This is a genomic window from Marinoscillum pacificum (assembly GCF_024714495.1).
Taxonomy (GTDB): Bacteria; Bacteroidota; Bacteroidia; order Cytophagales; family Cyclobacteriaceae; genus Marinoscillum; species Marinoscillum pacificum.
In genome coordinates, this window is the sequence record NZ_JAMZMJ010000009.1 from 37,896 (window position 1) to 64,507 (window position 26,612).

A 26,612-nucleotide genomic window follows, 5' to 3' on the forward strand; every position below is an offset into this window, starting at 1 on the left:
TCCTGCTTTCTAGAATAAAATTAAACTGAATGCTCAATTTCCCAAACTGAGATGGTGCGATCATCGCTACAAGATACTAACCAATTGTGATAATCCATCCACAAGAGCTTATTCACAGATGTGGCATGACCAGCATGACGTGCTTTATCGATCACTTTTAGCAATCTAAATTCCCGAGCATCCCACACCTTAACGGACTTATCCATACTGCATGTTGCAAAGTATTTTTCATCGGGACTGAAGTCCAAATGATTGATCGCATACATATGACCAACCACCTCTTCTACCAACTGATAATCATTATCGATATCCCAAACTTTGAAACGAGCATCCCTGCTGGTACTTATCAACACCGGCATCTGTGGATGATAACGAAGCGAAAACACAGAAATTTCATGTGCCTTAAACTCCTTTTTGGTTTCCAAGTTGTTAGAATCCAATATTCGAATTTGGTAATCGCTTGAACCCACTGCTATTTCATTCCCTTTTAGAGAAATAGCTAAGGTTCTTACACTTACCTCACTTAACTTAATAGATTTAGTTATGTTCAGATTCCAATCAATCTGAAGCAGTTCACCCGATCCAGTACCTACATAAATGAACTCATCATTTACTTTGATATCAAAAATGGCGGCATCAGTAATTTTCAGCGAACCAACCTCCTCTTTCTTATCAACATCAATCAAATGAATTCCACTAAAATTCTGACCTACCACAAGCAAATTGTGTTTTTCAGAAAAAGTCATCGCATACACAGATGAAGGCACTTTTACGATCATCTGACCGGTTTCCGGATCATTCAAATCCCACCGCACAACCATTCCATCTCCCCCTGCGGAGAAAAATACAGAGTCATTGTATCGACAGAGCGTGTACAAACAATCTTTATGTCCGGTTAAAGTATGCTGTTTTTTTACTTGAATTGCGCTCATAATCAATAAATTCGATGTAAAATTAAATTAAGGTTATCAGATTAGGTCATGCCTTTATTATTATCTAAACAAATAAGTCCTTGTGCGGCATATGCTGTGTGGAACATTCAAGAAACCAATCAAGTTCTCTTGAGTATGGTAGATGAAGAAATTCCTACCAATATGAACCCCACAAGACTCGCTGAATGGATTGTAGGCCGCATTCTAATCAAAAGCCTATGTGCACAATTTGGTATCGACTATCAGGGTGTGGCTGCACGAGAAACAGGCAAACCTCATCTCATAGGCACTGATGTAGAAATCTCCATTTCCCATTCATTTCCAATGGCTGCTGCGATGATTCATAAGGAAAGTCCATGTGGTATAGATCTGGAACGAATGCGCAGTAAACTGATTCGAATACAAGATAAGTTTGTCAACGATACAGAAACGGCTTACTTAAATAACCTTGAAAAGCTTTGTGCGATCTGGTGTGGAAAAGAAGCTTTGTATAAAATCTATGGTCGCAAAAAACTCAGCATGAAAGACGAAACGTTCATTGAGTTCGAATCAGATGAAATCATGAATGGCCTGATTAAAAAAGATGGGGACGAGCAACGATACAGAATCCATTACGAAGCTGTAAAAGACTACTACCTCGCATATAGCATCTAGCGTTTCTTTTTTCGCTTGTCCTTTTTTCCAGCCAGTAACCGAAAAGCATCTGTAAGTAAATAAGTACCCACGATTCCTGTGATTCCACCTGTCACCAATAGTGCCTGACCAAGCTGATCATTTTCTCGTCCGAGCATAAGCCCTCCGGTAATCACTGTGGAGTAACCAATGGTGGAAACAATGATACCCGCCTGAAATCTAGATTTGCTAGACTCCATTCGCAAATCTATGTTCTGAACATACTCATCTAATGCCAAAATTTCCTTTTTCAAACTATCAAGCGATGTGGCCACTTGAGCCTCAGCAAATACAGCAATAAAGGATAGCAGAACAATAATGAATAGTTTTTTCATAAGCCGATTAATGATTGATCCAGGATTTAAATTCAGAAACTCTTTCCTTACTGACTATAATCTCATGCTCTTGATCAATATCTAGAATAACCTTGAGTCGCTGACCTGGATGCTTGACTAGTGTTGATACTCTATTAAGTTGCACGACGTATTTTCTACTGACTCGATAAAATAAGGAAGGATCTAGAAAAGAAGTAATCAACTCATCCAGATTGTAATCAATGAAATATCGCCTTTTCTTCAAATCCACAAAGCTTACATTTTTATCCTCAGAGTAGAAATAGGCAATTTGATCAATCGACTTATGTATCAATTTATCTCCTATTTTACCCAAAAAGTGTCCTTTATATTGCTGAGATTTCTTTAAGCCTAGCAACACATCCAATCCTTGAATTTGGCGATTAGTCTGATATTTATTAATCGCTTTAGCTATGTCTGCAACTTCCACAGGCTTGAGTAGGTAGTGAAGACTATTCACATCAAAAGCTTTAATGGCATAATGATCATATGCTGTGGTGAAAATGATAGGCACTTCAGGATTTACTTGTTTGAAAATATCGAAACAAACTCCGTCTGCCAATTCAACATCCATGAACACGAGATCTAGATCGGTGCAACCCTGACTGAAATACTCTATCGCCTTACTAACAGAGTCAAGTTTACTAATCACTTTCGAATTTATCGATACCTGATCCAACAAGCGCTCTAAACGCTCTGCTGCAAAAGGTTCATCTTCTACTATAGCAACATTCATCATTCACTGGTTAACAAAGGCAGCTTAACTCTAAACACACTTCCGTCATTTAGTATAATTACCTTTTTGTCAATGAAGAACTCATACCTCTTAATAATGTTTTGCAATCCTACTCCCAGTGATTCTTTGGAAGCAGAAACTTTTGGCTGAATGGGATTTTCGACGATTAAATAATCTGAATCTGACCAGATAGTAACAACTAATTTTTTAGATGAGGACACTTCATTGTGTTTGATTGTGTTTTCTATCAACAACTGCAATGCCGCTGGCAAAATCATCTTTTTCAAGGCCATTTCATCCACATTCAGTTTTACAATTAAAAGATTTCTGTACCTTATCTCTATCAGGTAGATATAGGACTTAATGAATTCAATTTCCTCCTTTAAACTAACAAGATCTTCTGTTTGGTTTCGAGTTACATAACGATAGACCTTTGATAGCCTGGATAAAAACTTACTTGCTAACTCCTGGTCTTGAGCGATTAATTCATCCAATACATTTAAGGAGTTGAACAAGAAATGAGGGCTAATCTGACGTTTTAGCGCATTGTAATTTGCAATAACATTAGTTTTCTGAGCGATCTCCACATCCAACTTTGATTGTTGAAGCTGCTGCTGATAATAAATAATTGCGTTGACACAATGCAAAAATAGATTGACCCGGAATACAAAACCCAAAGACAACTTGAGCGCTCCCAAAAACTGCTGAATATGAAATACAGAGCTTATTCCGGCACTTATGCCTGAAAACAATACTACATGCACCCAACTCAACAAAAAACCGACAACCAAAAAACGCGGTGTAGAGACATCTAAGTGATGTTTGTAAAAATTAAATAGTAGCCTATTGCTTTCCCAAACAGCTAAAACAAGGAAACCAATTAACACTATCAGGTATACCTCAGACACACTACCTCCCAGCAGTTGATCCCCCTCCGTAAACTTGATATTGAGGTAAGAATAAACTGCTAAAAGTAAAATATACAAAAACCTATAGCGTGACTTAAACATAAATGAAGGTCAAATTACAGAATTAGGGAGCCATCAATGACAACTCCCTAAATTCACTATCTAATCAATCAAAATCAATAATTATGGTAAAATCACCTGATCAATTGTATGAATAACACCATTTGTTCCCAAGATGTTAGTTCCAACAATAGCGGCGTTATCCAATCCAATTCCTAATGCACCATCAGTCGCAGTGATAGTAAGATCAGAGTTTAGCGTGAAGCTGGCGTCAGTCAACACGGTAGACACACTCACATCTGAGCTACCATCGAGCAGGTTTGGAATATCGGTTGAGAACACCCTTCCCGAAACTACATGATACTGCAACACACTAGCAATGACTTCAAGACCTCCTGCAGCAGAGACCAGATCGGTAATATCAGCATCTCCATCTTCATCTTGATCCCCTACTGCATCATACAGTGTCTGAAAAGCCGCATCAGTTGGGGCAAATACAGTAAAAGCTGCGTCCGCATCAGATAAAACTGTAATCAAGTTTGGAGCGGATGCATCATTTTCAACTGCTGTAAGAGCGGCAACCAACTGCCCGAATTCAGCTTCTGTTGCCTGAGAAGCAGCAACTGCGATATCAACAATATTACTTGAAGGTGGTAATAACGTTCGGTCAATAACATGAACCACTCCATTATCAGCTGCAATATCTGTCGCAACCACTTGAGATATCCCATTTAGGAATATTCCATCTGCATTGATAGACAGATAAGAGTTTCCTCCTAGCGATGGCACTGCACTACCTGTTCCAAGTGCCGCAACTGCCTCTTGATCGGCCTCAAAATCCAATACATGGTAAAGGAGAATATCTGCCAGCTGTTCTGCTGAATAGTCATCTAATGAGGTAATTCCCGCTGCTTCAAACGCCGCATTAGTTGGGGCAAAAACGGTAAACGACGATTCACTATCTATTAATGTAGACAACAAATCAGCCTTAACTACAGCTGACGTCAACGTTGTGAAATCAGCGTTGAAATAAGCCGGCTCAACCACAGTATTAACAATACTCGCTTCTAAAGAAGGGACTAACACTGCGTCAACGATATGCACTACACCATTTATTGCGTTAACATCTGCAGTGACTACTGTTGCATTGTCAATCTGAACAGAAGAGCCTAAAGTTACTTTTACTGATTCTCCATCTAAAAGCGTAGCGATTTCTTGTCCATCAGAAAGGTCTCCTGAGGCTGCCACAGTTCCTGAAACCACATGATATTCTAATATTCTTCTAAGTACACTTTCAGGGATATCATCAAGTTCTTCTTGTCCTACTATACCCAATAAATCTGCAAAAGCCTCATTGGTTGGCGCAAAAACCGTAAACTGTCCGGAATTATCACTTAGTGCTTCCACTAAATCATCAAATTTAGTTAATGCCTGTACCAAAATACTTAAATCACCAGTTGCCACTGCTAGCTCCACAATGTCACTAACAGCAATAAATGAAGGTACAAGTACCGCATCAATAACGTGCACTACGCCATTAGTGGCTTCAATGTCTGCAGTTACAACAGTACTCATGTTAATCATTACTGTTGAGCCATTAATACTTACCAGAACAGATTCTCCTTCAAGGAGAGTTTCCAAACTCTGTCCATCATTCAAATCCGAAGACATAGCAGCGCTTCCCACCACGTGGTACTGTAGTACTTGCTTCAATAAATCGTCAGGTACTTCATCAAGACTGGAATAGCCTAAAACCTCAAGGAGTGTTTGGAATGCTGTATTGGTTGGTGCAAAAACAGTTAGTGATGCCTCAGTATCTCCAAGTGCAGCGACCAAATCGTCATATCCGCCTACAGCAGATACCAACGTACTTAATTCAGTGGTTTCCTGAGCGATTTCGAGAATAGTCTGGTTAACCACCTCGTTATCCATATCATCAGGATCTTCATCATTACAACTTGTCGTCAATACCGATACTGCAATAAGTATTAATAAAGGCAGCTTCAAATAAAGCTTTGAATTCGTAAAATTGAGTTTATTCATGATTATTGTGATGTTTAGTTACATCATCAATAACCTGAACACTATGTTTTAGAATTAATAAGGCTTCTCAACTGACTAAATGAATTACTGAATTAACTAAATCAAGTTCCAAACTGATTATTCGAATCCGGTATATTGATCATCAAGTCGTTTGAGCACAATCTTGATTTCATCGGACTTATGGTAATCCCCTAATTTCTCAAACGAAACAATGAGGTTTCTCAAAGACCTAAGCACAATATCCAAATGACTACAAGGCTCATAGAAAAGATCCTGCGGTGGAATATTTAAGTGATCCAAATAATTGTCGATATCATCTCTTGAAAAGATCAAACCTTTGTTGAATGCATTGATGTAAAATTCCGTGCCTTCACTTTCGTATTTCAAAATGAACAGATTCGGAAGATTAACACCATAAACGGGAATTTCCATTTTCTTGGCAATCAGAAGGTATACCGAACAAAGAGATATTGGATTACCTTTTTTAGACTCCAAAACCGCATTGATCATGCTATTAGCCGGAGAATGGAAATTTTTGGTATTTGCTCTAAACTTAAACTTATTGAAAAGGACGCTATTCATGATTCGTACCTGATCAAAAGGCATTAATTCTTCAGAAAACTCTCTCCAAACCTCCGTGTAGAGTTGATGAACATTTTGTTTCAGTTCATCAATATCAAGATCAGGGTATTGATATGTAGCCACCAACCAAAGACCCTCCAGAAGATTATCCGCCCGATTTTCTTTCCAATCAACCAAACGCTCCTGAAATAACTCAAACTGCAGTGTGTGAATCAAATCTTCTATTCGGCGTTGAATCATAGGATTGAAATTGGTCTCCCATTCTGCCTCTAACAGGGGAATCACACCAGTCCCTATCTCCATGAGCTTTTGCTCAACATGAGTTACAATTTCCTCATCTTCGTCTTCAAGAAGGGTAACTAACGCCTTTAATTCGCTATCCTTGATCAATGTATTGTGTCTAGAGTTACTTGAATTATTAAGATATCAATTATCCTAAACAGCCAAAGTAAACCATTTCTATGTTTGAATCACACCAACATTCATGGATTTTTCGATTGGTGCATTATTGGCTGCCTCTATTCCCATGGAAATAACCTTTCTGGTTTCTAACGGATCTATTACACCATCCACCCATAGTTGAGAGGCAGCATAATATGGACTCAGTTTCGCGTCGTAGCTAGCTTTGATCTCATCAAGCATCTTTTGCTGATCTTCCTCAGAGATCTCTTTGCCTTTAGCCTTCATCGCCGAAACCTTGATTTGCAAGAGCGTTTTTGCTGCCGACTTCCCACTCATTACAGCGATTTGAGCATTTGGCCAAGCATAGATCAAACGAGGATCATATGCTTTACCACACATCGCGTAGTTCCCCGCACCGTAAGATGCACCCATCACAATACTGAACTTTGGCACTACGGAATTAGATACTGCATTGACCATTTTAGCACCGTCTTTGATGATACCACCATGCTCTGATCTACTGCCTACCATAAACCCATTCACGTCATGAAGGAATACCAATGGGATTTTGCGCTGATTACAGTTCATGATGAATCGTGCGGCCTTGTCTGCTGAGTCAGAGTAAATAACTCCGCCCATCTGCATCTCTCCTTTCTTTGTCTTGGTTACGGTTCTTTGATTAGCTACAATTCCTACACTCCACCCATCAATACGAGCATATCCGCAGACAAGTGTCTTCCCGTAGAGCTCTTTGTATTGCTCAAACTCCGAGTCATCCACCATGCACTTAATGATATCAACCATATCATAAGGCGTGCTACGATCATTCGGGAAAAGACCAAAAATATTGTTTGGGTCTTCTTTTGGTGGAGCAGGCTTAATTCGATTAAATCCTGCTTTGTCTGTGTCGCCAATTCGCTCGAAAGTTCTTTTGATTGCATCCAGGCATTCTTTATCTCCCGGATATTTATTGTCTGTAACACCAGAAATCTCACAATGAGTTGTTGCACCACCCAATGTTTCATTATCTACATCTTCACCAATAGCAGCTTTCACCAAATAACTTCCAGCTAAAAATATGGATCCGGTTTTATCTACAATCATGGCCTCATCAGCCATAATGGGCAAGTAAGCTCCTCCTGCCACACAGCTTCCCATAATAGCAGCTATTTGGATGATTCCTTCAGAAGACATCTTCGCATTGTTTCTAAACTGTCTTCCAAAATGTTCTTTATCAGGAAAGATTTCATCCTGCATAGGAAGGAAAACCCCTGCACTGTCTACTAAATAAATTATTGGGAGTTTGTTCTCAATAGCAATTTCTTGCGCTCTTAGGTTCTTTTTAGCCGTCATTGGAAACCAGGCTCCGGCTTTCACTGTGGCATCATTGGCAACAATCACACACTGACGACCAGACACATAACCTATTCCTGTCACTACTCCGGCAGAAGGACATCCACCCCACTCTTCATACATTCCATCGGCAGCAAATGCGCCAACTTCGAGAAACGTATCCATAGAGTCAACTAGATATTCGATGCGCTCTCTGGCAGAGAACTTACCTTTTTCATGAAGCTTTTCAAGTTTCTTTGCTCCTCCACCTTCATGAACTTTGACAAGCTTTCGCTTCAGCTCTGATAAAAGGAGTTTATTGGAATCTTCGTTTTTATTGAATTTTAAATCCATAAAAATACAATTGGGGTGTTTGGGTTAATACGTAAGTAAGAGAATTGACTTTTGGGGTATCAATCCTCTTTTTCAAGATCCCGCATCACTTTTTTATGACTCTTTCCTAATGGCGCAAAGAAGTGTTTCGGGTAATAATTCAAATGATTTGCGAGACTATCAAAGTCGGATACCGTTTTTTGGATCGAATTGTACAACGAGTCATCAGAAATAAATTTGCCCAGAGTACCATTCGGGTCTTTTAATGCGGTGATAGTTGAATTTAAACTATCCAGAGTACCCCTGACGGATGCCAGAGTCTTATTAATTTCTAGATTGTTCAGTGAATCAAGTACTCCATCCGCTTTATTCATCAACGGATCAATGCGATCTAATTTATCATTGATTTTAGCTATAACCGAAGAAGTATTTGACATGATCTGAGCCAATTTGTATTGGTTTTCACCAATAATCTCATTGACACTCTTGGTCATGATCTTTACTTCATCTAAGGTCTCGTTAATTTTTTCACCAGAACCTTTCAGTCCAATTAAAATTTCATTGACACGAGTAATCGTCGTATTCAAGTTACTCGCAACTGGTTCTGCACTCGCAAATAGTTCACTTAAACCTTTATCTTGAAACGGAATTAATGTATCTCCTGGCTCTATGGGATTAGTCAATGGCCCAACATCCAGAATAATTCCCTTGCTACCTAAAAAGTCGGTATTGGACAAAGACGCCACGGTAGAATCTCCCAGTTGCAAACTCTCATCTATATCCAACTCTACCAAGATTAAGTTATTCGCATCTTGAAGAAGCTGGATACGACTTACTCTCCCTACTGCCAGACCATTAATAATCACTGGGTTCGATTTATTTAATCCTTCTACATTATCGTACAGGACATAATATTTATTAGTAGGTGAAAAAAAGTCGTTCCCTTTTAAAAAATTGAAGCCGTAGTACAGAAGCACTCCAGCGATGAGTGCAATTAGTCCTACTTTGAATTCTCTTGACATGCTAGCGCGTTATAATTAGTTAGTTCATCGATTCTAGTTCCTGCTTGTAATCTCGAAAAGCCCTATAAATACCCGAAGCAATGTAAACTTGATTTAGGCGATCATTGAGGTCCTTTTCTTCTTTCTCATTACTAAGGTAACCTACTTCAAACAATACACTAGGCATGGATGTTTTGCGCAAGACCAAAAAAGGTGCAGGTCTTACCCCTCTACTTCTTCTTCCTACTCTTGTTTTCATCTGATCCTCAATGTTTTGTGCCAACAACAAGCTATTCTCTTGATAAGCACTTTGGTATAAAGAAAACAAGATATAAGACTCAGGGGAGTTAGGATCAAACCCGTCATATTTCTGTTCGTGATCTTCTTCTAATAAAATCACAGAGTTTTCACGACTTACTACTTTGAAATTCTCATCTAGCTTTTCTACACCCATTACATAAGTCTCAGTCCCATGTACGCTTGGGTTTGCTACCCAATTGGCATGAATAGAAATAAAAAGATCTGCCTCTAGTTTATTAGCCACATCTGCACGTTCATTTAACTCGGGGAAACTATCATCCTTTCGAGTAAATTCAATTTGAACGTCCGGTAAATTGTCCTTGATTATTCTTCCCAGCTCTAGAGCAATGCCTAATGCGACATCTTTTTCCTTTGACATAGAGCCATGGGTGCCTGGATCCTTGCCTCCATGGCCAGGATCTATAACGATCTTGTCTATCTTATAACTCTTAACGCCTACTGGATTGAAGGCGCAAAGTACCAGCAAGACAGAAATGCTAAAAGTGATTGCAATATTTCTCACGGTAACTCGGTTATATACTAAAATCCCATAATTTTACGCAAAATTGTAAATTTTTCACCAGTAAATAAAATCTGCCGGGCTTGAGGAGAACTGCGTTTGTAATTATTTTATTGTTGGTCGTCGCTAAACTAACCGCGCAGGTGGATTCTACTTCCGTAGATTCAGCTCCAAAACCACTGCTAGATACACATCCTGAAGGAAATATCACTGGAGACTCATTCATTGCAGGAAAAGATAGCACAAATAGTGCCGTTCTTTCAGATACCCTACGTATAAAAGCAGATACTGCAGTTACCAAGCCTCCAAAGCAACAAAAAAAAGACATTGAAACGACTATCAACTATACAGCAGAGGATTCAATGTATTTTGATCTGGATAAAAGAAAGTTGTACCTCTACGGGCAATCTCATATAGACTATGGCAACATAACACTCGAAGCTGAACAAACTTCTATTGACTGGACCGAAAGAACCATCAAGGCACAATACAAGACTGACACGCTTGGCAGAAAACGAGGTAAGCCCGTTTTTTCGCAAAACAATGATGTCTACGAGACAGAAGATATTGTATACAATTTCAAAACACGAAAAGCGATTATCAAAGGCGTAATCACTGAAAAAGACGGTGCTTACATGCATGGAGAAGATGTCAAAAAGAATAGTGAAGACGAACTTTTCATAAGGGGAGCTAAGTACACCACATGTAATTTATCCGACCCACACTTTTTCATCGAATCAGATAAAATTAAGGTAGTTCCCGGCAAGCAGGTCATCTCCGGACCATTCAACATGAAATTTAGAGAGGTACCTACTCCTCTTTGGTTTCCATTTGGAATGTTCCCTCAGCCAAAAGAAAAAGCTTCCGGTATCGTATTCCCATCTTATGGTGAAGAGACTAGAAGAGGATTCTTCTTACGAAATGGTGGATACTATTTTGCTATCAGTGACTATGTAGACGCACGTATTGTGGGTGATATTTATAGCAAAGGTGGGTATGCACTAGATGCAACGAGTAACTATAAGGTTCGCTATAAATTTAGTGGTGCTGTCAACCTTTCTTACACTAAGAATATCACTCAAGGAGAAATAAACCAATCAGAGTCTAATTCATTTTGGGTACGGCTGAATCACACTCCTCAAACAAGAGGAAATTCCAGTGTAAGTGCTAGTGTATCTGCTGGTTCTACTAACTACAACGATCAAAACAACATCCTTCTAAGTGATCCACAACGAAGTATTACCTCGCAGTATACATCCAGTGTGAGTTACAATCAGCGTTTCAGAAACTTACCATTTAGTTTTTCTTCCAATTTCCGATTGAATCAAAATGTTCAAACAGGAATTTATGATGTAACCCTTCCTGATTTATCCGTACAGGTTCAGCGTTTTTACCCTCTAAAAAATGTGGTAAAAAACTCAAAATCACCACTTGCAAAGATCAGTTTAAGTCACAACTTCGTTGCGAAAAACCAGTTCTCTAACGCACCTTTATCTACAGGACTCAGTTTCGATGTAATCAACGAAAGTGAATCCAATCAAGATACGCTTAAGTTTAGTCTTGACAATCTAGGAGAAATTTACAAACGAGCAGACATTGGAGGTAGACACAGTGTACCAATCTCTACTTCCTTTAACATGTTAAAGTATTTTACAGTAAGCCCATCTTTCAATTATCAGGAAGTATGGTACACTCGTGAGCTGGACTACACCTATGTAGCTGAAGAAAATGGAGTTCGGATAGATACTGTGGATGGATTTAGTAGAGCTGGAAGCTGGACATCTGGAGCCTCGGTAAATACCAGACTGTATGGAATGTATTACCTGAAAGCCATTCCAGGCATTGAAGCTATTCGTCACGTAATGACTCCAAGTTTATCATTTACCTACAACCCTGATTTTGGAAGCGAAGATTATGGAGTATACGAAACCATTCAAATAGACTCTACGGGAAGAACGCAAAGAGTTTCCAAATATCAAGGATTCGCTTATGGTAGTCCTACTGGATCTGAAAGCAAAACAGTTGGATTCTCACTGACTAACAACCTGGAAATGAAAGTTCGTACCAAAAAGGATACGGCTAATGAGTTTAAGAAGGTGAAAATCTTTGACAACTTATCCATGAACACAGGCTACAATTTTGCTGCTGACTCATTCAAACTTTCTAACATTAGCTGGAATGCCCGAACGAGCTTCTTCAACAAGAATGTGAGCCTAACTCTATCAGGAAATTTTGACCCCTATCAATATGTGGAAAACGGCACTGAAAGTGGACAGCAAGTGGACAGATATGCATGGAACAACGGAAATGGGTTAGGAACATTGAATCGATTGAATACAGCAGTGAGCATTAACCTGAGACCAAAGAATAGCAAGAATAAAAACAACGATGAACAGCAAAACGATGGTCGCACCGACAACTTCAACAGCTTTGATGACGAAGTAGATAATAGCCCATTTGGCACCGAAGAACAAAAAGAGTATATCAAGCGAAATCCAAATGAATATGTAGATTTTGACATTCCTTGGACCTTGAGAATTAGTTACAATGTCAATAGATCCAAGAATGGACTGGCAGATCCTGAAATCAGCAGTCACGGTTTACAGTTTAGTGGCACACTAGGATTGACTGAAAAAACTCAAATAACCTTCAACTCAGGCTATGACATTAAGAATAAAGACTTTACACAAACCAGGCTTGGAGTAGTTAGAGATCTACACTGTTGGAGTTTAAACTTCTCATGGGTTCCATTTGGAAGATATCAATCATTTGCATTAACCATCAGGCCAAAATCATCACTTCTACAAGACCTAAAACTGGAGAAGAGAAGATCGTTCCAGGACTTCTTCAACTAGGCCAAATCACTGATAATCAAGCTTTACTTGCATAAATCTCCACTTTCCGTTATATTCAAGTAATGAAGGACTGATATTTCACCTTTGTTTCATCGACCTTGACCGAACCGCTACATAACTTCCTCATATCATTTTGGACAGAGTCCTCACATGATTTTGCGTTTTTGCAAGATGAGCTTACTCCACTAGAAAGAGTGGAATTAACAAGGGTCGTAAACCAGGGTGAACTCATTGATTTAATCAATTCAAGAATTCCTCAATTACTTGTAGTTGATGAACTCTTTGAAAGTGAACTAAACGAATTACTATCAAATCAACAACTTGATAAAATAAATAAAATAGTAATGACTACCGGGATGAACACGGTAGAACCCAACCGTAAAGGCACAGTCCCTATACTTCCGCTAACGGAACTTATTTTTTTTATCAGAACATTACAAGCGGCACAACGCCTAAGCATAGGTAGCAACCTAACGTCCAATTCTCTTTACACCATTTTAGTTGATTACGTCAAAGATTTAATCTTTTTCAAAGACACTCAAAAGCGTTATGTCATGATCAATCGATCATTCTCTAGTCATTATGGGTTACAAATGGTGGAAATACTTGGGAAGAACGATTATGAATTGTTCTCTGATGACATCAATACGATTTCAGAAGAATCAGACAATTACGTTTTAAATAGCCATCAATCGATAACCTTTGAAACATCCTACTTTTTAGATTCGAGAATGGTTCATATTGAGACTATCAAAACACCTGTCATCTCTGATAACGAAAGAATTATTGGCATTGTGGGCATAAGCAGAGACATCACTGCCAAAAGAGTGCAAGAAGACAAGTTGAGGAGAAATGCATTACTGCTCAACCAATCAGAATTATTAACTAATTCTGGAAGCTTTGAGATCAAACAAGGGAATAGGCACATTCAGTGCTCCGAGCAATTCCGAAAAATGATGGATCTGGACATAAACGCCCCTATTTCAATTGAAGAATTATATGAAAAAATTCACAAGGCTGACAGAGAAATATTTAAGGAAAAACTCAAGGACACCCTAAACAACGGCAGAAGAAATAGGATAGATCACAGGATTTATAATTTAACGACCTCCTCGTTTACTCCTTGCCAAACAATACTAAACATTGATACACGGGGAAAAAGTCCGATTCTATTTGGAACGATGCTCGACATGAGCGAGATACGTCAGAATCAGCAAGCTATTTTAGATGCTCAAGAAAACGAACGAAAAACCTTAGCGGCTAACTTACACGATGGACTTATTCAAAAACTAGTAGCTGCAAACATGTATATCAGTTCATTGGAAGAAGGCAAACACGATCATGAAAAACTGACTATTGCCAAAGAGCTTATCAATTCTTCTATTGAGGAAACAAGATCTATTACAAGAAACTTATCACTGAGAAATATTGAAAACCTGGGCTTAAAGAATGCGGTATTGGAAGTAATCGAGTCTTATCCAATGGAAACCGAGATTACCTATCATTTTGACTTTGAAGAGAAAGATATCAATCCAGAATTATCTACCACTATTTACCGAATCTTTCAAGAAACTATAGCTAATATCATGAAGTATGCCCATGCTTCATCAATCGATCTACTTATTAAATTCATGAATAATCATATACACTACCGCATTACTGACGATGGCATAGGTTTTACAGCAGCAGATGAAATAAATGGTAACGGTTTAAAGAATATCAGACAACGTGTAGCGCACTGTCATGGCAATTTTGACTTACAAACATCCAATAATCAAGGCACTACAATTAGCATCAAACTTCCTATCATTTGATAGATAATACTATCGTTATTTTAATTATTATTTAATATGTTTACCTAAATACTATCAATTGATAGAATGAGCGGTAACAATATTCATGGAGTTATTTGGTTTCATGGGGAGTATCAGAGTGGGTTACTAGAAGATTTTGAAATCTACGCTTCACAGCACAAAAATTCAAAATTGGTAATGAACTACTATGCGTCATCTCGGCAAGAGTTGGCCAATATTGCCAAAAGCCTTAATAATTCAAACTTACGTAGCATAGATAAAGTATGAGGACTACATTTGTAGCTCGTCTTAACACTTACTAAGTGATGACACAACCAAAAAGCTATAGATGTATCGTTGTAGAAGATGAAGTTCACCACCAGGAGCTCATCTCATTTTATCTCAAAAAAATCGGCAATGTTGAAGTGGTTGGCATGTTTGCTGACACAGTGAATGCAAGCATCCAGATCGAAAAACAGAAGCCTGACATTGTATTCTTAGACATCAATATTTCTGGACTAGAAGGACCTGAGTTTATTGACTTGCTGGAATATCAACCTAAAATCATCATGATTTCAGCACACTCAGAGGAGTTCATGAAGCAGCACTACGACATCCCGTATGAGGCCTATGTGCAAAAGCCAATAAGTCTAGATAAGCTAGAGGATGCCATAAAAGGAATAGAATAACTGAATTAGTTAAGAAATCCTTATCATCTACAAGGCATAAATCATTCATATTCATATTTTTGTGCTCCTAAATAATACGACATTATGGGTAGAGCATTTGAATATAGAAGAGCAGCTAAAGAAGCGCGTTGGGACAAGATGTCCAAACTATTCCCAAAATTATCTAAGGCGATTACGATAGCTGTAAAAGAAGGTGGTCCAGAGCCAGAGATGAATGCCAAACTTAGAACGGCCATTCAGAACGCCAAGGCTCAAAACATGCCTAAAGACAACATCGAAAACGCTATCAAAAGAGCTAGCGGATCAGATGCGGCAGATTATTCTGAGATCACCTATGAAGGTAAGGGCCCACATGGCGTATTGGTGTTTGTAGAATGTGCTACTGACAACACCACTCGAACAGTAGCGAACGTAAAATCTTACTTCAACAAAGCAGGAGGCGGAATAGCCCCGAATGGTTCTTTGGAGTTCATGTTTAGCAGAAAAGCTGTATTCGAATTTGAAAAACCAGAAGGAATGGATCTGGAAGAGCTTGAATTAGAGCTAATTGACGCTGGTTTGGAAGAGATAGAGTCTAATCAGGAAATGGTTTATCTATATGCTGATTACACCAACTTCGGTACACTGTCCAAGGCTCTAGAAGAAAAAGAAATAGACGTTAAGAAAGCAAACCTTCAGCGAATCCCAACAAGTCCAGTTGAGTTTACCGATGAACAAATGGAAGAGATCGAGAAGATGCTAGATAAAATAGAAGATGATGATGACGTACAGGCTGTATTTACCAACATCGCTTAAGTCATCTCGTTAGATAAATAAACAAAGCCCCTCAGATTGCTCTGAAGGGCTTTTTTATTACATAAAATTTACCGAATTTCTTATCAAAGCTGCACCATTCGCCTCCCGGCTTCATTTACAGCGTAGTTCTTAAAGTTTTCAAACTCATTATCACCTAATCCGGATAATGAATTAGCAACCTCATTTGGAGTCTCTTTACCTTCAGAATCCCACCACTTATTAGCAAGTTCCTTCGCACTGGACTCATCAATATCAAACAGGTGCAAGTGTGCATCTGAAATCACCCACACTTTGTCCTGAGCTGAATATTTTTTGAAGATCATATTTCTAATATTAGTAGCCGTTTGATCCCCAGATTTAAAATGCGCTTCCGTATAGGTCATCGTTTCAGGCTCAGTCATTTTGCTGTCCCAAAACTTCTTAGATGAGATGACTTGTGCTGTAGAAAGTAAATAAGCTGACTCCCTATCTAGCATACTGCCACTCAAATCGCACGACGCTTTAAATTTCTTTTTAGTCTTGTTGAATAGGTTAAACATGAATTATTCCGAGTTTTGATCAATAGGGTTTACTGTATTCTGAAGCAAAAGGTTACTCTCAACTTCAGATTTTTATCAGAATCTGTACAGCTATTCGTCTATCCGAATTATTCATTCTGCAAAAAAATGATTAAGTTAGGTAATGCCTTTAGTGGCTGAAAATGTATGTTCAACCCCAACATACCCAAAAATGAAGCAATTACAATACCTCAGTATTCAGGGTAAAAGTGCTCCGGCATACTGGTTTAGAAACTATGATTCACAGAACTTTCGTTCTTTCGTCGAATCAATCACCCTTAGTCAAGCCTTATTGGTTTCTTCTATTTACCGGACAGATTTGTTCTTTTATGCGGATTCTGGCCAGCACCTCGAAAGTATTCTAAAAGCCTGGCATGCGGTCAAGCGGATTCCGCACAAGGAACATATAATTGACAAATTCATTCGTGCTGAAACAAGGGCTGAAACGTTAGAAATGTATTTTGACACCCTGTTTCACTTGATGCATCAGCCCGCTCACCTGGCTAGATACAAAGAGCGATTTCGTGAAACGGTTCAGTTGGAACCACAAAACATCATCTTACAAGACTTGATGGCCTGTGATTTGCACCTGTCTGAGATGTATAAAAAAGATTCACTCTCCCATGTGCGTCTAAATGACAAACCTATTTGTGAAGCTACTTTTCTTCCATGCAAGCACTTCAGTTTGATCGCTGATAAAGGAATTGCAGAAATGATTTACAATTAATCATTTCACTTCTTAATGGCAGAATATTTGTTTTAACTTGAACGTTGGACAAGAAAGTTATAGACGAATGAAGAAATTAGTGATTATCTGCTTAGCTGTATTCCTTACACATTTAAGTTATGGCCAGGTTGGGACAATGTTTCCTGACATGGATGGCGAAAGTCTTGTGCATGGTATGGTAAAAATACCTCAAGACACTAAAGGTAAATACACCCTGATTGGGTTGGCGTTTTCCAAAAAATCTGAAAAATATCTTAACGGATGGTTTAATCCCGTTTATCAGAACCTACTTAAGGAGCCAGACCCGAATGCTTTGTTTGCAATGGACTATGATGTAAACGTCTATTTTGTACCAATGCTCACTGGCGCAAAACGACCTGCTTACAAATCAGTGATGAAAAAGGTGGAAGAAGATGTTGACAAGAACCTTCACCCTCACATTCTCTTCTATCAAGGAACACTCAAAGAATACAAAGATGCCTTGAGCATTGACGACAAGGATATTCCTTATTTGTATTTACTAGATGAAAATGGCAAGATTGTCTATATGGCAAAAGGTGGATATGACCAGAATAAGCTTCAAAAAGTGATTGACAAGTTACCGTTCTAGTCGCTAGATTCGCTGCATGATTCAAGGACCTATTGGTGTATTCGACTCTGGGTATGGTGGTCTCACTGTACTCAAAGAAATAGTCAAAGAACTTCCAGATTATGATTACCTCTATCTTGGAGATAATGCACGTACTCCTTACGGGACACGTTCATTCGAAACTATTTATGAATACACCCTAGAATGTGTTCAACACCTATTTGTACAAAATTGCCAATTAATCATTTTGGCATGTAATACAGCATCTGCCAAAGCATTGCGTAATATTCAACAAAAGGATTTACCCAAAATAGATCCTTCCAAACGTGTATTAGGCGTGATCAGACCAACTGCTGAAATCATTGGAGAGCACACAAAAACTGGACATGTTGGTGTATTAGGTACCAATGGAACGGTTTCTTCTGAATCTTACCTAATTGAGATCAAAAAGCAATTTCCAAATATAATCGTCCATCAACAAGCCTGCCCCATGTGGGTTCCGTTGGTAGAAAACAATGAGTATAACAGTGCGGGCGCTGACTATTTCATACAAAAATATCTTGATGAACTGTTTACCCAGTCATCCGAAATAGACACATTGTTACTGGCTTGTACGCATTACCCGTTGCTGATTGACAAGATCCGGAAACACGCACCCAATGGGATCACCATTCTCAATCAAGGTGAAGTAGTAGCTCCTAGTTTAAAAGACTACTTGCGACGGCACCCAGAACTAGAAACCAGATGTTCAAAAGGTGGAACACGTGATTTTATCACCACTGACTCTACTTCTAATTTCGATAATCACGCTTCTTTATTCTTTGGTAGTGCAATTAAAAGTGAGTTTGTGCATATTTAAGGCTTAATCGCCTTAGCAATGTCCTATAACGAACCACTGGCGGAGAGGATTCTCAGAGCAATTCCTCACGAAGACTTGCCTGACATCACCGAAAAGAAGATGTTCGGAGGGCTGGCCTTCATGTATCGCAATAAAATGTCTATTGGAATAGTGAAAGATGACCTAATGGTCAGGGTAATCGAGGCTAAAATGGACAAAGTTTTAGCGATGCCACATGTTAGGGAGATGGATTTCACCAAAAGACCAATGAAAGAGTTTATTTTTGTTTCCCCTGAAGGCTATAATACTGAGATTGAACTGAAAGAGTGGATTGCACTAGGTATAGAGCATGCACGGAGTAAAGTGGAATAGTAGATGAAGTTGGATATTCGCAAACTGGGGCACAGTGAGAAACCCCCGATGGACTTGCTGCTCAAAGCAGACCCATCTGAAGCCATGATTGAGAAGTACTTGTATGCAGGAGATTGCTATATAGCAGAATCTGAAGAAGAACTTATCGGAGTATTTGTCTTATTACCTAACACAGCTCATGAAATTGAGCTGATGAACATATCTGTGTTGGACAAATACCAGCATCAAGGTGTTGGTAAAGACATTATCAAGTTCGTAGCCAGAATAGCGAAACTGGAAGGCTATGAAGACTTGATTGTAAAAACAGCTGATGTCAGTAAAGACGCTCAGGAGTTTTACAAAAAAATGAAATTTGAATATGACTTCACGGTCAAAGGGTACTTCATCCAGTACTATGAGGAACCGATTATGGAAAATGGAGAACAAGCCATTGATCAAATAGTCTTCAGAAAGAAATTATAACAGAAAAGGCCGATTCAGCTAGCTGAATCGGCCTTTTTATAATTAGTTATTGAGCGTTACTTCGCCTCAATAAACATTCCATCATCTTCTTTAGTGACATTTACCATTCCGGCATTTCGAAGACCTTTCACAGCCTTATCCCACTTTTTATTGGACAAACCAGCAGCATCTTTCAATGCATCAAGTGTCATTTTTCCTTGTGGTTTTAGCAATTCTAACACTCGTTTTTCATCCTCATTCAATTCCACCTTTACTTTTTTCTCAGGCTTCATTTGCGGGAAGAACAATACGTCTTGAATTGACTTAGAATCCGTCATGATCATACTCAAACGATCGATCCCCAAACCAACACCTGCTGTTGGAGGCATACCAAACTCCAGTGCTCTCAAGAAGTCTTCATCAAGAACCATGGCTTCATCATCACCTCTTTTCGCAAGCTCCAACTGATCTTCAAATCGCTTTCGCTGATCAATTGGGTCATTCAACTCGGAATAGGCATTCATGATTTCTTTACCATTACAGATCGCTTCGAATCGCTCTACTAGCCCTGGCTTAGATCTATGCTTTTTAGTCAATGGAGACATTTCTTCTGGATAGTCTGTGATAAACGTTGGCTGAATCAACTGACCCTCACACTTCTCACCAAAGATTTCGTCAATCAACTTCGCTTTACCCATCGTATCATCAGTAGGTACGCCTAGTTTCTTCGCTGTTTCACGAAGCTCAGCCTCCTCCATTTCACTGATATCAATTCCTGTAAAGTGTTGGATGGCTTCAAACATGGTGAATCGCTTCCAAGGCCTCTGGAAGTCAATCGTGTTTTCACCAACTTTCACTTTTGTATCTCCATGAAGGTTGATGGCAATTCGCTCTACCAACTCTTCCATGAAATCCATCATCCAGTTGTAGTCCTTGTAAGCTACGTACAACTCGATTTGAGTGAACTCAGGATTGTGGAAACGAGACATTCCTTCGTTTCTAAAATCTTTAGCAAACTCATAAACCCCGTCAAAGCCACCGACAATCAATCGCTTCAAATACAACTCATTCGCAATTCGCAAATAAAGTTTCATATCCAGGGTGTTGTGATGCGTCTCGAATGGTCGAGCTGCAGCCCCACCATGAATTGGCTGAAGAATTGGTGTTTCTACCTCCAGGTATCCATGCTCATTCATGAAATCTCTGATGGTATTGACCAACTGCGTTCTTTTCTTGAAAGTCTCTTTGATGTGTGGGTTCACAATTAAGTCCAGGTAACGCTGTCTGTAACGCTGCTCAGGATCTGTAAATGCATCCCATGTCTTTTTATTTCCTTCTTCATCCTCACCTTCTTTTACGATAGGCAATGGACGAAGTGATTTACTCAATAGTTTGATATCCGTAACATGGATAGAAATCTCTCCTACCTGGGTAGTGAATACATATCCTTTGATACCGATGATATCCCCGATATCTAATCTTTTCTTGAAGAAATCATTGTACCATGAGGTATCATCACCTTCACAGATATCATCTCTTCGCACATAGATCTGCATACGTCCGGTGCTGTCCTGAATCTCAGCAAAAGAAGCAGAACCCATGATCCGTTTACTCATTAAGCGACCTGCAATAGAGATGTCCTTATAGTCGGTCTTTCGACGCTCGTAGTTCTCCATGATGTCCTTCACGCTTACGTTTACATCAAAAAGATCTGCAGGGTAGGGATCAATTCCCATTTTCATCAAAGCCTCACGCTCGTTTCTTCTCTGAATTTCTTGTTCGCTTAATTGCATTCTATATGACAAAAATTTGTTGTTACTAAACTTCTTTAACCACCCAAAGTCAAAAAAGTCTTTTCTATATAATTATCTACTTGATTTTGAAAATGTTGCGCAAACTTAAAGCATTCTTACCCTTATAAACAGGTATTACTCTAAAAACGCCGTTTTATCAAAACTGTCATTTCGACAATCGGAGAAATCTTCTTTCTAATCCACGATTCTTTTTAATCAAACAATTCCCGCACGATTAAGATAGAAACCTCTGACACACTCGGTAAGACAGTTTTGGGTATTGGCCTACTTACCCTTTCGCCTTTTTAATTCTTTCTGAATTAATCGGTACTCTCTACTGCTCTGACCAGCAATGGAGGTATTTTCTTCCGCTCTTCTAAACAAATAAGGAAGCACCTTCTCTACCGGACCGTACGGCACATATTTAGCCACATTATAGCCCATACTTGCGAGTTTGAATGAAATGTTATCACTCATTCCCAAAAGCTGGGCGAAGTATACGCGATCATCCGATTTATCAATTCCTTTCTCAGCCATCAGATCCACCAAATACTGGCAAGAGTCCTCATTGTGAGTACCTGCACATACGGCAAACTTGTCAATGTGGTCAATTACAAAAGCCAGTGCTTTGTTGTAATCTTCATCTGTAGCTTGTTTCGTTGGTTGAATTGGGTCTCGATAACCTTTCTCTTCAGCTCTTTCTCGTTCCTTTTCCATATAAGCACCACGAACCAACTTAGCAGCGAAATAACAACCAGTAGCGGTTACCTCCTCATATCCCTTTACCATGTTGGCATAGGACTCATGCCTGTAAAGCTGATAGGTGTTGTAGACATACGGTTTTTCTTTGTTATAAGTCTTCATCAGACGATAAACCATTTCATCCACTACATCCTGATACCAGGTTTCCTCAGCATCGATCATGAATTTAATATCGTTCTTCACTGCCTGAGCAACAATCTTATCCAGACGCTCATAAATTTTATCAAACCGCTTTTGTTCTTCCGGGGTGAACGGCTCGCCTTTTTGTTTTTTCTCCAACAACTTACCAGAGCCAATGCCAGTTGGTTTGATTACGCAAAATGGAATACTCACATGTTGCTTGGAATAATCCGATACACGCAATGCCTCCTCTACAGCATCATCGTATCCCTGCTCACTAGCTTCTCCTTCTACGCTGTAATCCAAAATAGTTTTCACCTTAGCTCCAGCCAGGCGTCGCATGCGCTCTTCACTACCTTCTATCGACTCACCCCCACAGAAATGATCAAACAGGGTTTTCTTGATCAGTCCTTTTACTGGTAATTTCATGGCTAAAGCAGCATTGGTCACTGCCGTACCAGCTTTCACGATGAATGGGTAATCCATCACACTGAATACCAAATGAGACTTACGCAACTGCGCATCAGATTTATGCGCGAATGCAGTTGCTGTGTCTTCGAAGTTGATTTTTGAATTTTCTGTCATACTTTTGAATCTGACCGCAAAGATAATATGCGGTTAATCAATTTATCACCCCGTTCGTGTAGTTGAGGAATTTTGTTTTACAAAACAATATGGCTCTCAATTCCGGATAAGAATATGTTGTTTGTTTACAGTAATAAAAGGAAAGAAGAGTTTGAAAATACCAGAGTACATCACTTTTACGAACAACCCAAAAAACACCCTAAATGAGCTTTTAAATGAATTCAAGCCAGATAAGGTTGCTTTTCTGGTGGACGAAAATACCAAAGCCAATTGTCTCCCTTTATTTGAATTGGATGAAAACGCTGATCTGATTGAAATAAAAAGTGGAGAAATCAATAAAAACCTAGACACGTGTCAGCATATCTGGCAATCGATGACCGACCTTGGCTTTAGCAGAAAATCGCTGTTAATTAATGTTGGTGGTGGAGTGATTGGCGACATGGGAGGATTTTGTGCTTCCACTTATAAGCGTGGCATACGTTTTTTCAATTTCCCAACTACCCTCCTTGCCGCAGTTGATGCCAATATTGGCGGAAAGTTAGGTATTGACTTCAATGGCTTTAAAAACCACATTGGTGTTTTCCAAGATCCTGATGCGGTAGTCGTTTGTGACCGGTTTCTAGCTACACTTCCAGAGCGCGAACTAAGATCTGGTTTTGCGGAAGTGATCAAGCATGGATTGATCTATGATGCGAAGTATTATACCTCTTTGAAAGAAAAGACTTTCCCAGACTTTAACTGGAACGAGATTATCCAAAAGTCCATAGAGATCAAAGGAGATGTAGTCGCTCAAGATCCTCGTGAAGGTGGAATTAGAAAGATTTTAAATTTTGGCCACACGTTAGGACATGGCATCGAAACCTGGTATCTGAACTCTGGAAAATCACTACTTCATGGAGAAGCCATTTCCATTGGAATGATCACCGAAGGATATCTATCTGAAAAGACAGGATTAATTACAAAATCAGATCTTTTGGACTTTACCGGTTATATCCAAAAGATCTACGGTCTTTTTGAATTGCCTCCATTGGAAGAAATCCTTCCGCTGATGCAGCAAGACAAGAAGAATGTGGGCAGCGAAATCAATTATTCACTGCTCGAGGGCATTGGTAAGTGTGGATATGACCAAAAAATTGGGCTGGAATTGATCGAAGAAGCCTTCGATTATTACGAAAATCTTAAATAAACAGATTTTCCTTATCCTCAATCCCGTTTTGCTCAGTAGTTTTGGCGGCTCTTAACTTGTTTTTAACCAATTTCTTTGGGCTGGTTACCAAAAAAGTAGCCGAACCAACTAGTGCGGTTACTACAATTGTTCCTAGAGTTTTTGAAAATGACATAGTCAATCGATAATTAAATTACGATAACGCAAACAACACCCCTGCTGTTTAACCTTATTTTAAAATTATTTAAATTTTGAAGTACCTCCTTAAAAAATTCGATCAACCGCTGAAAGGCAGAGTCCAATTGACATCTTCTAAAAGCGAGAGTAATCGTGCCTTGCTGATTAACGCACTTAGTGGCAATAAATTATCACTGGATAATTTATCCGCCGCTAGAGATACTCAAACTATGACTAGGCTATTACAAGAACTAAGCCAAACTTGGGACGTTCTTGATGCTGGCACAACCATGCGTTTTAGTACGGCCTATTTGGGAGTAAAAGGACAGGGAGAAATCATTACTGGCACGGAAAGAATGTGCCAGCGACCAATCGGTCTTTTGGTGGATGCACTAAGAAAACTGGGAGCCACTATCGAATATCAAAAAGAGGAAGGCTATCCTCCGCTCAAAATTTGGGGAATCAAAGAACAGAAAGCCAATAGAATAGACATTCCAGGTAATATTAGCAGCCAGTTCATCTCTGCTTTGTTAATGATAGGCCCTTCATTGCCAAATGGCATTGAAATCAACCTGACCACTGAAATTTTTAGCAGGCCCTACATTGAGATGACTCTTGGTCTGATGAAGCGATTTGGAGTAGACGCCGCATGGGAGAGCCAATTAATTAAAATAGCTCCACAAGAATATACAGGTGGTGACTATACAATCGAGAGTGACTGGTCTGGCGCCAGCTACTGGTATTCTATGGCGGCTTTGAATGCTGACTCAGACATCATTTTAGGTGGATTGAGAGAAGATAGCTTGCAAGGCGATCAAGAGATAGCAACGATCATGGAAAAACTCGGTGTGAGCACTACTTATGTTGACGGTGGAGCGCATCTTAAGACCACTGATCGAGTAGAAAAAGAAATTCACATCGACTTTAAAACGTGTCCTGATTTAGCTCAGACCGTATTGGTAGTTGCAGCAATTAAAGGAGCTACCCTAAAAATGACTGGTCTGGAAAGTCTGCGAATTAAGGAAACGGATCGTATTGCAGCCATGCAAAACGAACTAGCCAAAATGGGTGCTACTTTATCAGAAGAAGGTTCTTCATGGACATTGACGCCAGGTACGCTCCCAGCGCAAATTGAAATGATCGATACTTATGATGACCATCGTATGGCCATGGCTTTTGGTCCCGTATGCCAGCTGCAAGAGGTATTGATTGACGATCCATCTGTGGTTAACAAATCGTATCCTGCTTATTGGGATGATTTGAAATCTGTAGGTACCATCATAGAAGAAGTTCAATAAACATAATTGAAATTCAATTAGAACTAATCTTCTCGACAACTTTCAGAACTTAAGGAAACACCAAACCAACTTTTTTAAGAGTTGGACCATACTATTAAGTTAAGTTCTTTTAAAAAAAGTCCTTCTCCTCCCAGGAGAAGGATTTCGGATGAGGAAAGAACGAAACATCACTTAACTTAATAGTATTTAAGATCCAAAATAAAAGGTAAAAAGGGTACAAGTGATGTTAATCATCCTTGCGAAAAATCTTATTATCCCTACAATCAATAAAAAATCTTTCATTTGAACATCTGACGACATTTAGGCTTCGTAGATAGATCGAATTGTTTATTGCAACGTATAAGTTGTAACTTCATCGATCAGCTGGAAAATAAATGGAACATTCTTCAGCAACAATCGCTTGTGTAAGGACACAAGATTTTTTGAATCCTAAACTCAGATTCCATAGAGAATGAAAGACACGTACTACAATCGCGAAGACTTAGGCAAATTTGGAGACATCACGGAATTCCAAAAGGAACTTGGTGACAAGTTTTTCTCCTATTACAATGACGTATTCAAGCCTGGATCATTGACTCCTCGTGAAAAATCATTGATTGCCTTAGCAGTAGCTCACGCTATCCAATGTCCGTATTGCATTGATGCTTATACTTCCACTTCACTGAAAAAAGGTGCTGACGAAGAGCAAATGATGGAAGCAATTCACGTGGCAGCAGCTATTCGCGGTGGAGCTTCATTGGTGCATGGAGTACAAATGATGAACCAAATCAAAGACAAAACGATGTGACGCGTCGCGTCTTTTATTACTTGAGAAATAATATCTCAATTAAGTCATTTCAGAAACAACCCTTAAGCGACAGCACCCTAGATTCCTAGCTCCTA

26 protein-coding genes are annotated in these 26,612 nt (G+C 39.2%); 13 read left to right on the top strand and 13 right to left on the bottom strand.

The features are described from left to right. Positions 1 to 20: 20 nt before the first annotated feature. Positions 21 to 932, bottom strand: a complete 912-nt coding sequence (locus tag NXS00_RS18345; RefSeq protein ID WP_258100717.1) for a WD40 repeat domain-containing protein — start codon at positions 930 to 932, stop codon at positions 21 to 23. A 48-nt stretch (positions 933 to 980) separates the two neighbouring features. On the opposite strand from NXS00_RS18345, the gene NXS00_RS18350 reads away from it, so the two are divergent. Further along, entirely contained in the window at positions 981 to 1,586 is a 606-nt protein-coding gene (locus tag NXS00_RS18350) for a 4'-phosphopantetheinyl transferase family protein (protein WP_258100718.1), read from the top strand. Here NXS00_RS18350 and NXS00_RS18355 read toward each other — a convergent pair. The 8 genes from NXS00_RS18355 to NXS00_RS18390 all read right to left on the bottom strand — a co-directional run bounded on the left by NXS00_RS18355 (position 1,583) and on the right by NXS00_RS18390 (position 10,177). Further along, positions 1,583 to 1,939, bottom strand: a complete 357-nt coding sequence (locus NXS00_RS18355) for a hypothetical protein (protein ID WP_258100719.1) — start codon at positions 1,937 to 1,939, stop codon at positions 1,583 to 1,585. The genes NXS00_RS18350 and NXS00_RS18355 overlap by 4 nt on opposite strands. A gap of 7 nt (positions 1,940 to 1,946) precedes the next feature. Continuing rightward, positions 1,947 to 2,696, bottom strand: coding sequence for a LytR/AlgR family response regulator transcription factor (locus tag NXS00_RS18360; protein ID WP_258100720.1), 750 nt, complete (start codon positions 2,694 to 2,696; stop codon positions 1,947 to 1,949). Then, on the bottom strand, positions 2,693 to 3,703 hold the full coding sequence (locus NXS00_RS18365; protein WP_258100721.1) for a sensor histidine kinase: 1,011 nt from the start codon (positions 3,701 to 3,703) through the stop codon (positions 2,693 to 2,695). The genes NXS00_RS18360 and NXS00_RS18365 overlap by 4 nt, the downstream gene beginning before the upstream one ends. A gap of 81 nt (positions 3,704 to 3,784) precedes the next feature. Next, positions 3,785 to 5,704: a fasciclin domain-containing protein gene (locus NXS00_RS18370; RefSeq protein ID WP_258100722.1), complete on the bottom strand. Its 1,920-nt coding sequence runs from the start codon at positions 5,702 to 5,704 to the stop codon at positions 3,785 to 3,787. Positions 5,705 to 5,821: 117 nt separating this feature from the next. After that, positions 5,822 to 6,676, bottom strand: coding sequence for a transglutaminase-like domain-containing protein (locus NXS00_RS18375; RefSeq protein ID WP_308709433.1), 855 nt, complete (start codon positions 6,674 to 6,676; stop codon positions 5,822 to 5,824). Between the two features lie 69 nt (positions 6,677 to 6,745). After that, positions 6,746 to 8,374 carry an acyl-CoA carboxylase subunit beta gene (locus NXS00_RS18380; RefSeq protein ID WP_258100723.1) on the bottom strand — a complete coding sequence of 543 codons (1,629 nt, stop codon included), beginning with the start codon at positions 8,372 to 8,374 and terminating at the stop codon, positions 6,746 to 6,748. 59 nt (positions 8,375 to 8,433) lie between these two features. Further along, positions 8,434 to 9,375, bottom strand: coding sequence for an MlaD family protein (locus NXS00_RS18385; protein WP_258100724.1), 942 nt, complete (start codon positions 9,373 to 9,375; stop codon positions 8,434 to 8,436). A 19-nt stretch (positions 9,376 to 9,394) separates the two neighbouring features. After that, entirely contained in the window at positions 9,395 to 10,177 is a 783-nt protein-coding gene (locus NXS00_RS18390) for an N-acetylmuramoyl-L-alanine amidase family protein (RefSeq protein WP_258100725.1), read from the bottom strand. Between the two features lie 80 nt (positions 10,178 to 10,257). On the opposite strand from NXS00_RS18390, the gene NXS00_RS18395 reads away from it, so the two are divergent. The 4 genes from NXS00_RS18395 to NXS00_RS18410 all read left to right on the top strand — a co-directional run bounded on the left by NXS00_RS18395 (position 10,258) and on the right by NXS00_RS18410 (position 16,306). Continuing rightward, positions 10,258 to 13,029: a putative LPS assembly protein LptD gene (locus NXS00_RS18395; RefSeq protein WP_258100726.1), complete on the top strand. Its 2,772-nt coding sequence runs from the start codon at positions 10,258 to 10,260 to the stop codon at positions 13,027 to 13,029. 98 nt (positions 13,030 to 13,127) lie between these two features. Then, the gene (locus NXS00_RS18400) at positions 13,128 to 14,843 is read left to right on the top strand and encodes a PAS domain-containing sensor histidine kinase (RefSeq protein WP_258100727.1); all 1,716 of its coding nucleotides are present in this window, start codon (positions 13,128 to 13,130) and stop codon (positions 14,841 to 14,843) included. Between the two features lie 305 nt (positions 14,844 to 15,148). Beyond that, positions 15,149 to 15,511: a LytR/AlgR family response regulator transcription factor gene (locus NXS00_RS18405; RefSeq protein WP_258100728.1), complete on the top strand. Its 363-nt coding sequence runs from the start codon at positions 15,149 to 15,151 to the stop codon at positions 15,509 to 15,511. 84 nt (positions 15,512 to 15,595) lie between these two features. After that, positions 15,596 to 16,306, top strand: a complete 711-nt coding sequence (locus NXS00_RS18410; RefSeq protein ID WP_258100729.1) for a YebC/PmpR family DNA-binding transcriptional regulator — start codon at positions 15,596 to 15,598, stop codon at positions 16,304 to 16,306. 83 nt (positions 16,307 to 16,389) lie between these two features. On the opposite strand, the gene NXS00_RS18415 is transcribed toward NXS00_RS18410, so the two are convergent. After that, positions 16,390 to 16,845, bottom strand: coding sequence for a hypothetical protein (locus NXS00_RS18415; RefSeq protein WP_258100730.1), 456 nt, complete (start codon positions 16,843 to 16,845; stop codon positions 16,390 to 16,392). A gap of 190 nt (positions 16,846 to 17,035) precedes the next feature. On the opposite strand from NXS00_RS18415, the gene NXS00_RS18420 reads away from it, so the two are divergent. The 5 genes from NXS00_RS18420 to NXS00_RS18440 all read left to right on the top strand — a co-directional run bounded on the left by NXS00_RS18420 (position 17,036) and on the right by NXS00_RS18440 (position 19,851). Then, positions 17,036 to 17,590, top strand: coding sequence for a hypothetical protein (locus NXS00_RS18420; RefSeq protein ID WP_258100731.1), 555 nt, complete (start codon positions 17,036 to 17,038; stop codon positions 17,588 to 17,590). 67 nt (positions 17,591 to 17,657) lie between these two features. Beyond that, positions 17,658 to 18,200: a hypothetical protein gene (locus tag NXS00_RS18425; protein ID WP_258100732.1), complete on the top strand. Its 543-nt coding sequence runs from the start codon at positions 17,658 to 17,660 to the stop codon at positions 18,198 to 18,200. Positions 18,201 to 18,216: 16 nt separating this feature from the next. Continuing rightward, on the top strand, positions 18,217 to 19,038 hold the full coding sequence (gene murI, locus NXS00_RS18430; protein ID WP_258100733.1) for a glutamate racemase: 822 nt from the start codon (positions 18,217 to 18,219) through the stop codon (positions 19,036 to 19,038). Positions 19,039 to 19,056: 18 nt separating this feature from the next. After that, positions 19,057 to 19,389, top strand: coding sequence for a TfoX/Sxy family protein (locus NXS00_RS18435; protein ID WP_258100734.1), 333 nt, complete (start codon positions 19,057 to 19,059; stop codon positions 19,387 to 19,389). A 3-nt stretch (positions 19,390 to 19,392) separates the two neighbouring features. Beyond that, the gene (locus NXS00_RS18440) at positions 19,393 to 19,851 is read left to right on the top strand and encodes a GNAT family N-acetyltransferase (protein ID WP_258100735.1); all 459 of its coding nucleotides are present in this window, start codon (positions 19,393 to 19,395) and stop codon (positions 19,849 to 19,851) included. Between the two features lie 56 nt (positions 19,852 to 19,907). Here the strand turns inward: NXS00_RS18440 and lysS are convergent, their stop codons facing one another. Further along, positions 19,908 to 21,623 (bottom strand): lysine--tRNA ligase, encoded by a 1,716-nt coding sequence (gene lysS / locus NXS00_RS18445; protein ID WP_258100736.1) that lies wholly within the window; start codon positions 21,621 to 21,623, stop codon positions 19,908 to 19,910. A gap of 285 nt (positions 21,624 to 21,908) precedes the next feature. Beyond that, positions 21,909 to 23,090, bottom strand: coding sequence for a proline dehydrogenase family protein (locus NXS00_RS18450; RefSeq protein ID WP_258100737.1), 1,182 nt, complete (start codon positions 23,088 to 23,090; stop codon positions 21,909 to 21,911). A gap of 121 nt (positions 23,091 to 23,211) precedes the next feature. Here NXS00_RS18450 and aroB point away from each other — a divergent pair, with 121 nt between their 5' ends. Further along, positions 23,212 to 24,276 carry a 3-dehydroquinate synthase gene (gene aroB / locus NXS00_RS18455; RefSeq protein WP_258100738.1) on the top strand — a complete coding sequence of 355 codons (1,065 nt, stop codon included), beginning with the start codon at positions 23,212 to 23,214 and terminating at the stop codon, positions 24,274 to 24,276. Here aroB and NXS00_RS18460 read toward each other — a convergent pair. Next, positions 24,269 to 24,430 carry a hypothetical protein gene (locus NXS00_RS18460; RefSeq protein ID WP_258100739.1) on the bottom strand — a complete coding sequence of 54 codons (162 nt, stop codon included), beginning with the start codon at positions 24,428 to 24,430 and terminating at the stop codon, positions 24,269 to 24,271. The genes aroB and NXS00_RS18460 overlap by 8 nt on opposite strands. A gap of 76 nt (positions 24,431 to 24,506) precedes the next feature. Here NXS00_RS18460 and NXS00_RS18465 point away from each other — a divergent pair, with 76 nt between their 5' ends. Further along, a complete protein-coding gene (locus tag NXS00_RS18465; RefSeq protein ID WP_308709438.1) occupies positions 24,507 to 25,730 on the top strand; it encodes a 3-phosphoshikimate 1-carboxyvinyltransferase in 1,224 nt (407 codons plus the stop codon). A gap of 451 nt (positions 25,731 to 26,181) precedes the next feature. Beyond that, on the top strand, positions 26,182 to 26,517 hold the full coding sequence (locus tag NXS00_RS18470; protein WP_258100740.1) for an arsenosugar biosynthesis-associated peroxidase-like protein: 336 nt from the start codon (positions 26,182 to 26,184) through the stop codon (positions 26,515 to 26,517). The last annotated feature ends 95 nt before the right edge of the window (positions 26,518 to 26,612 follow it).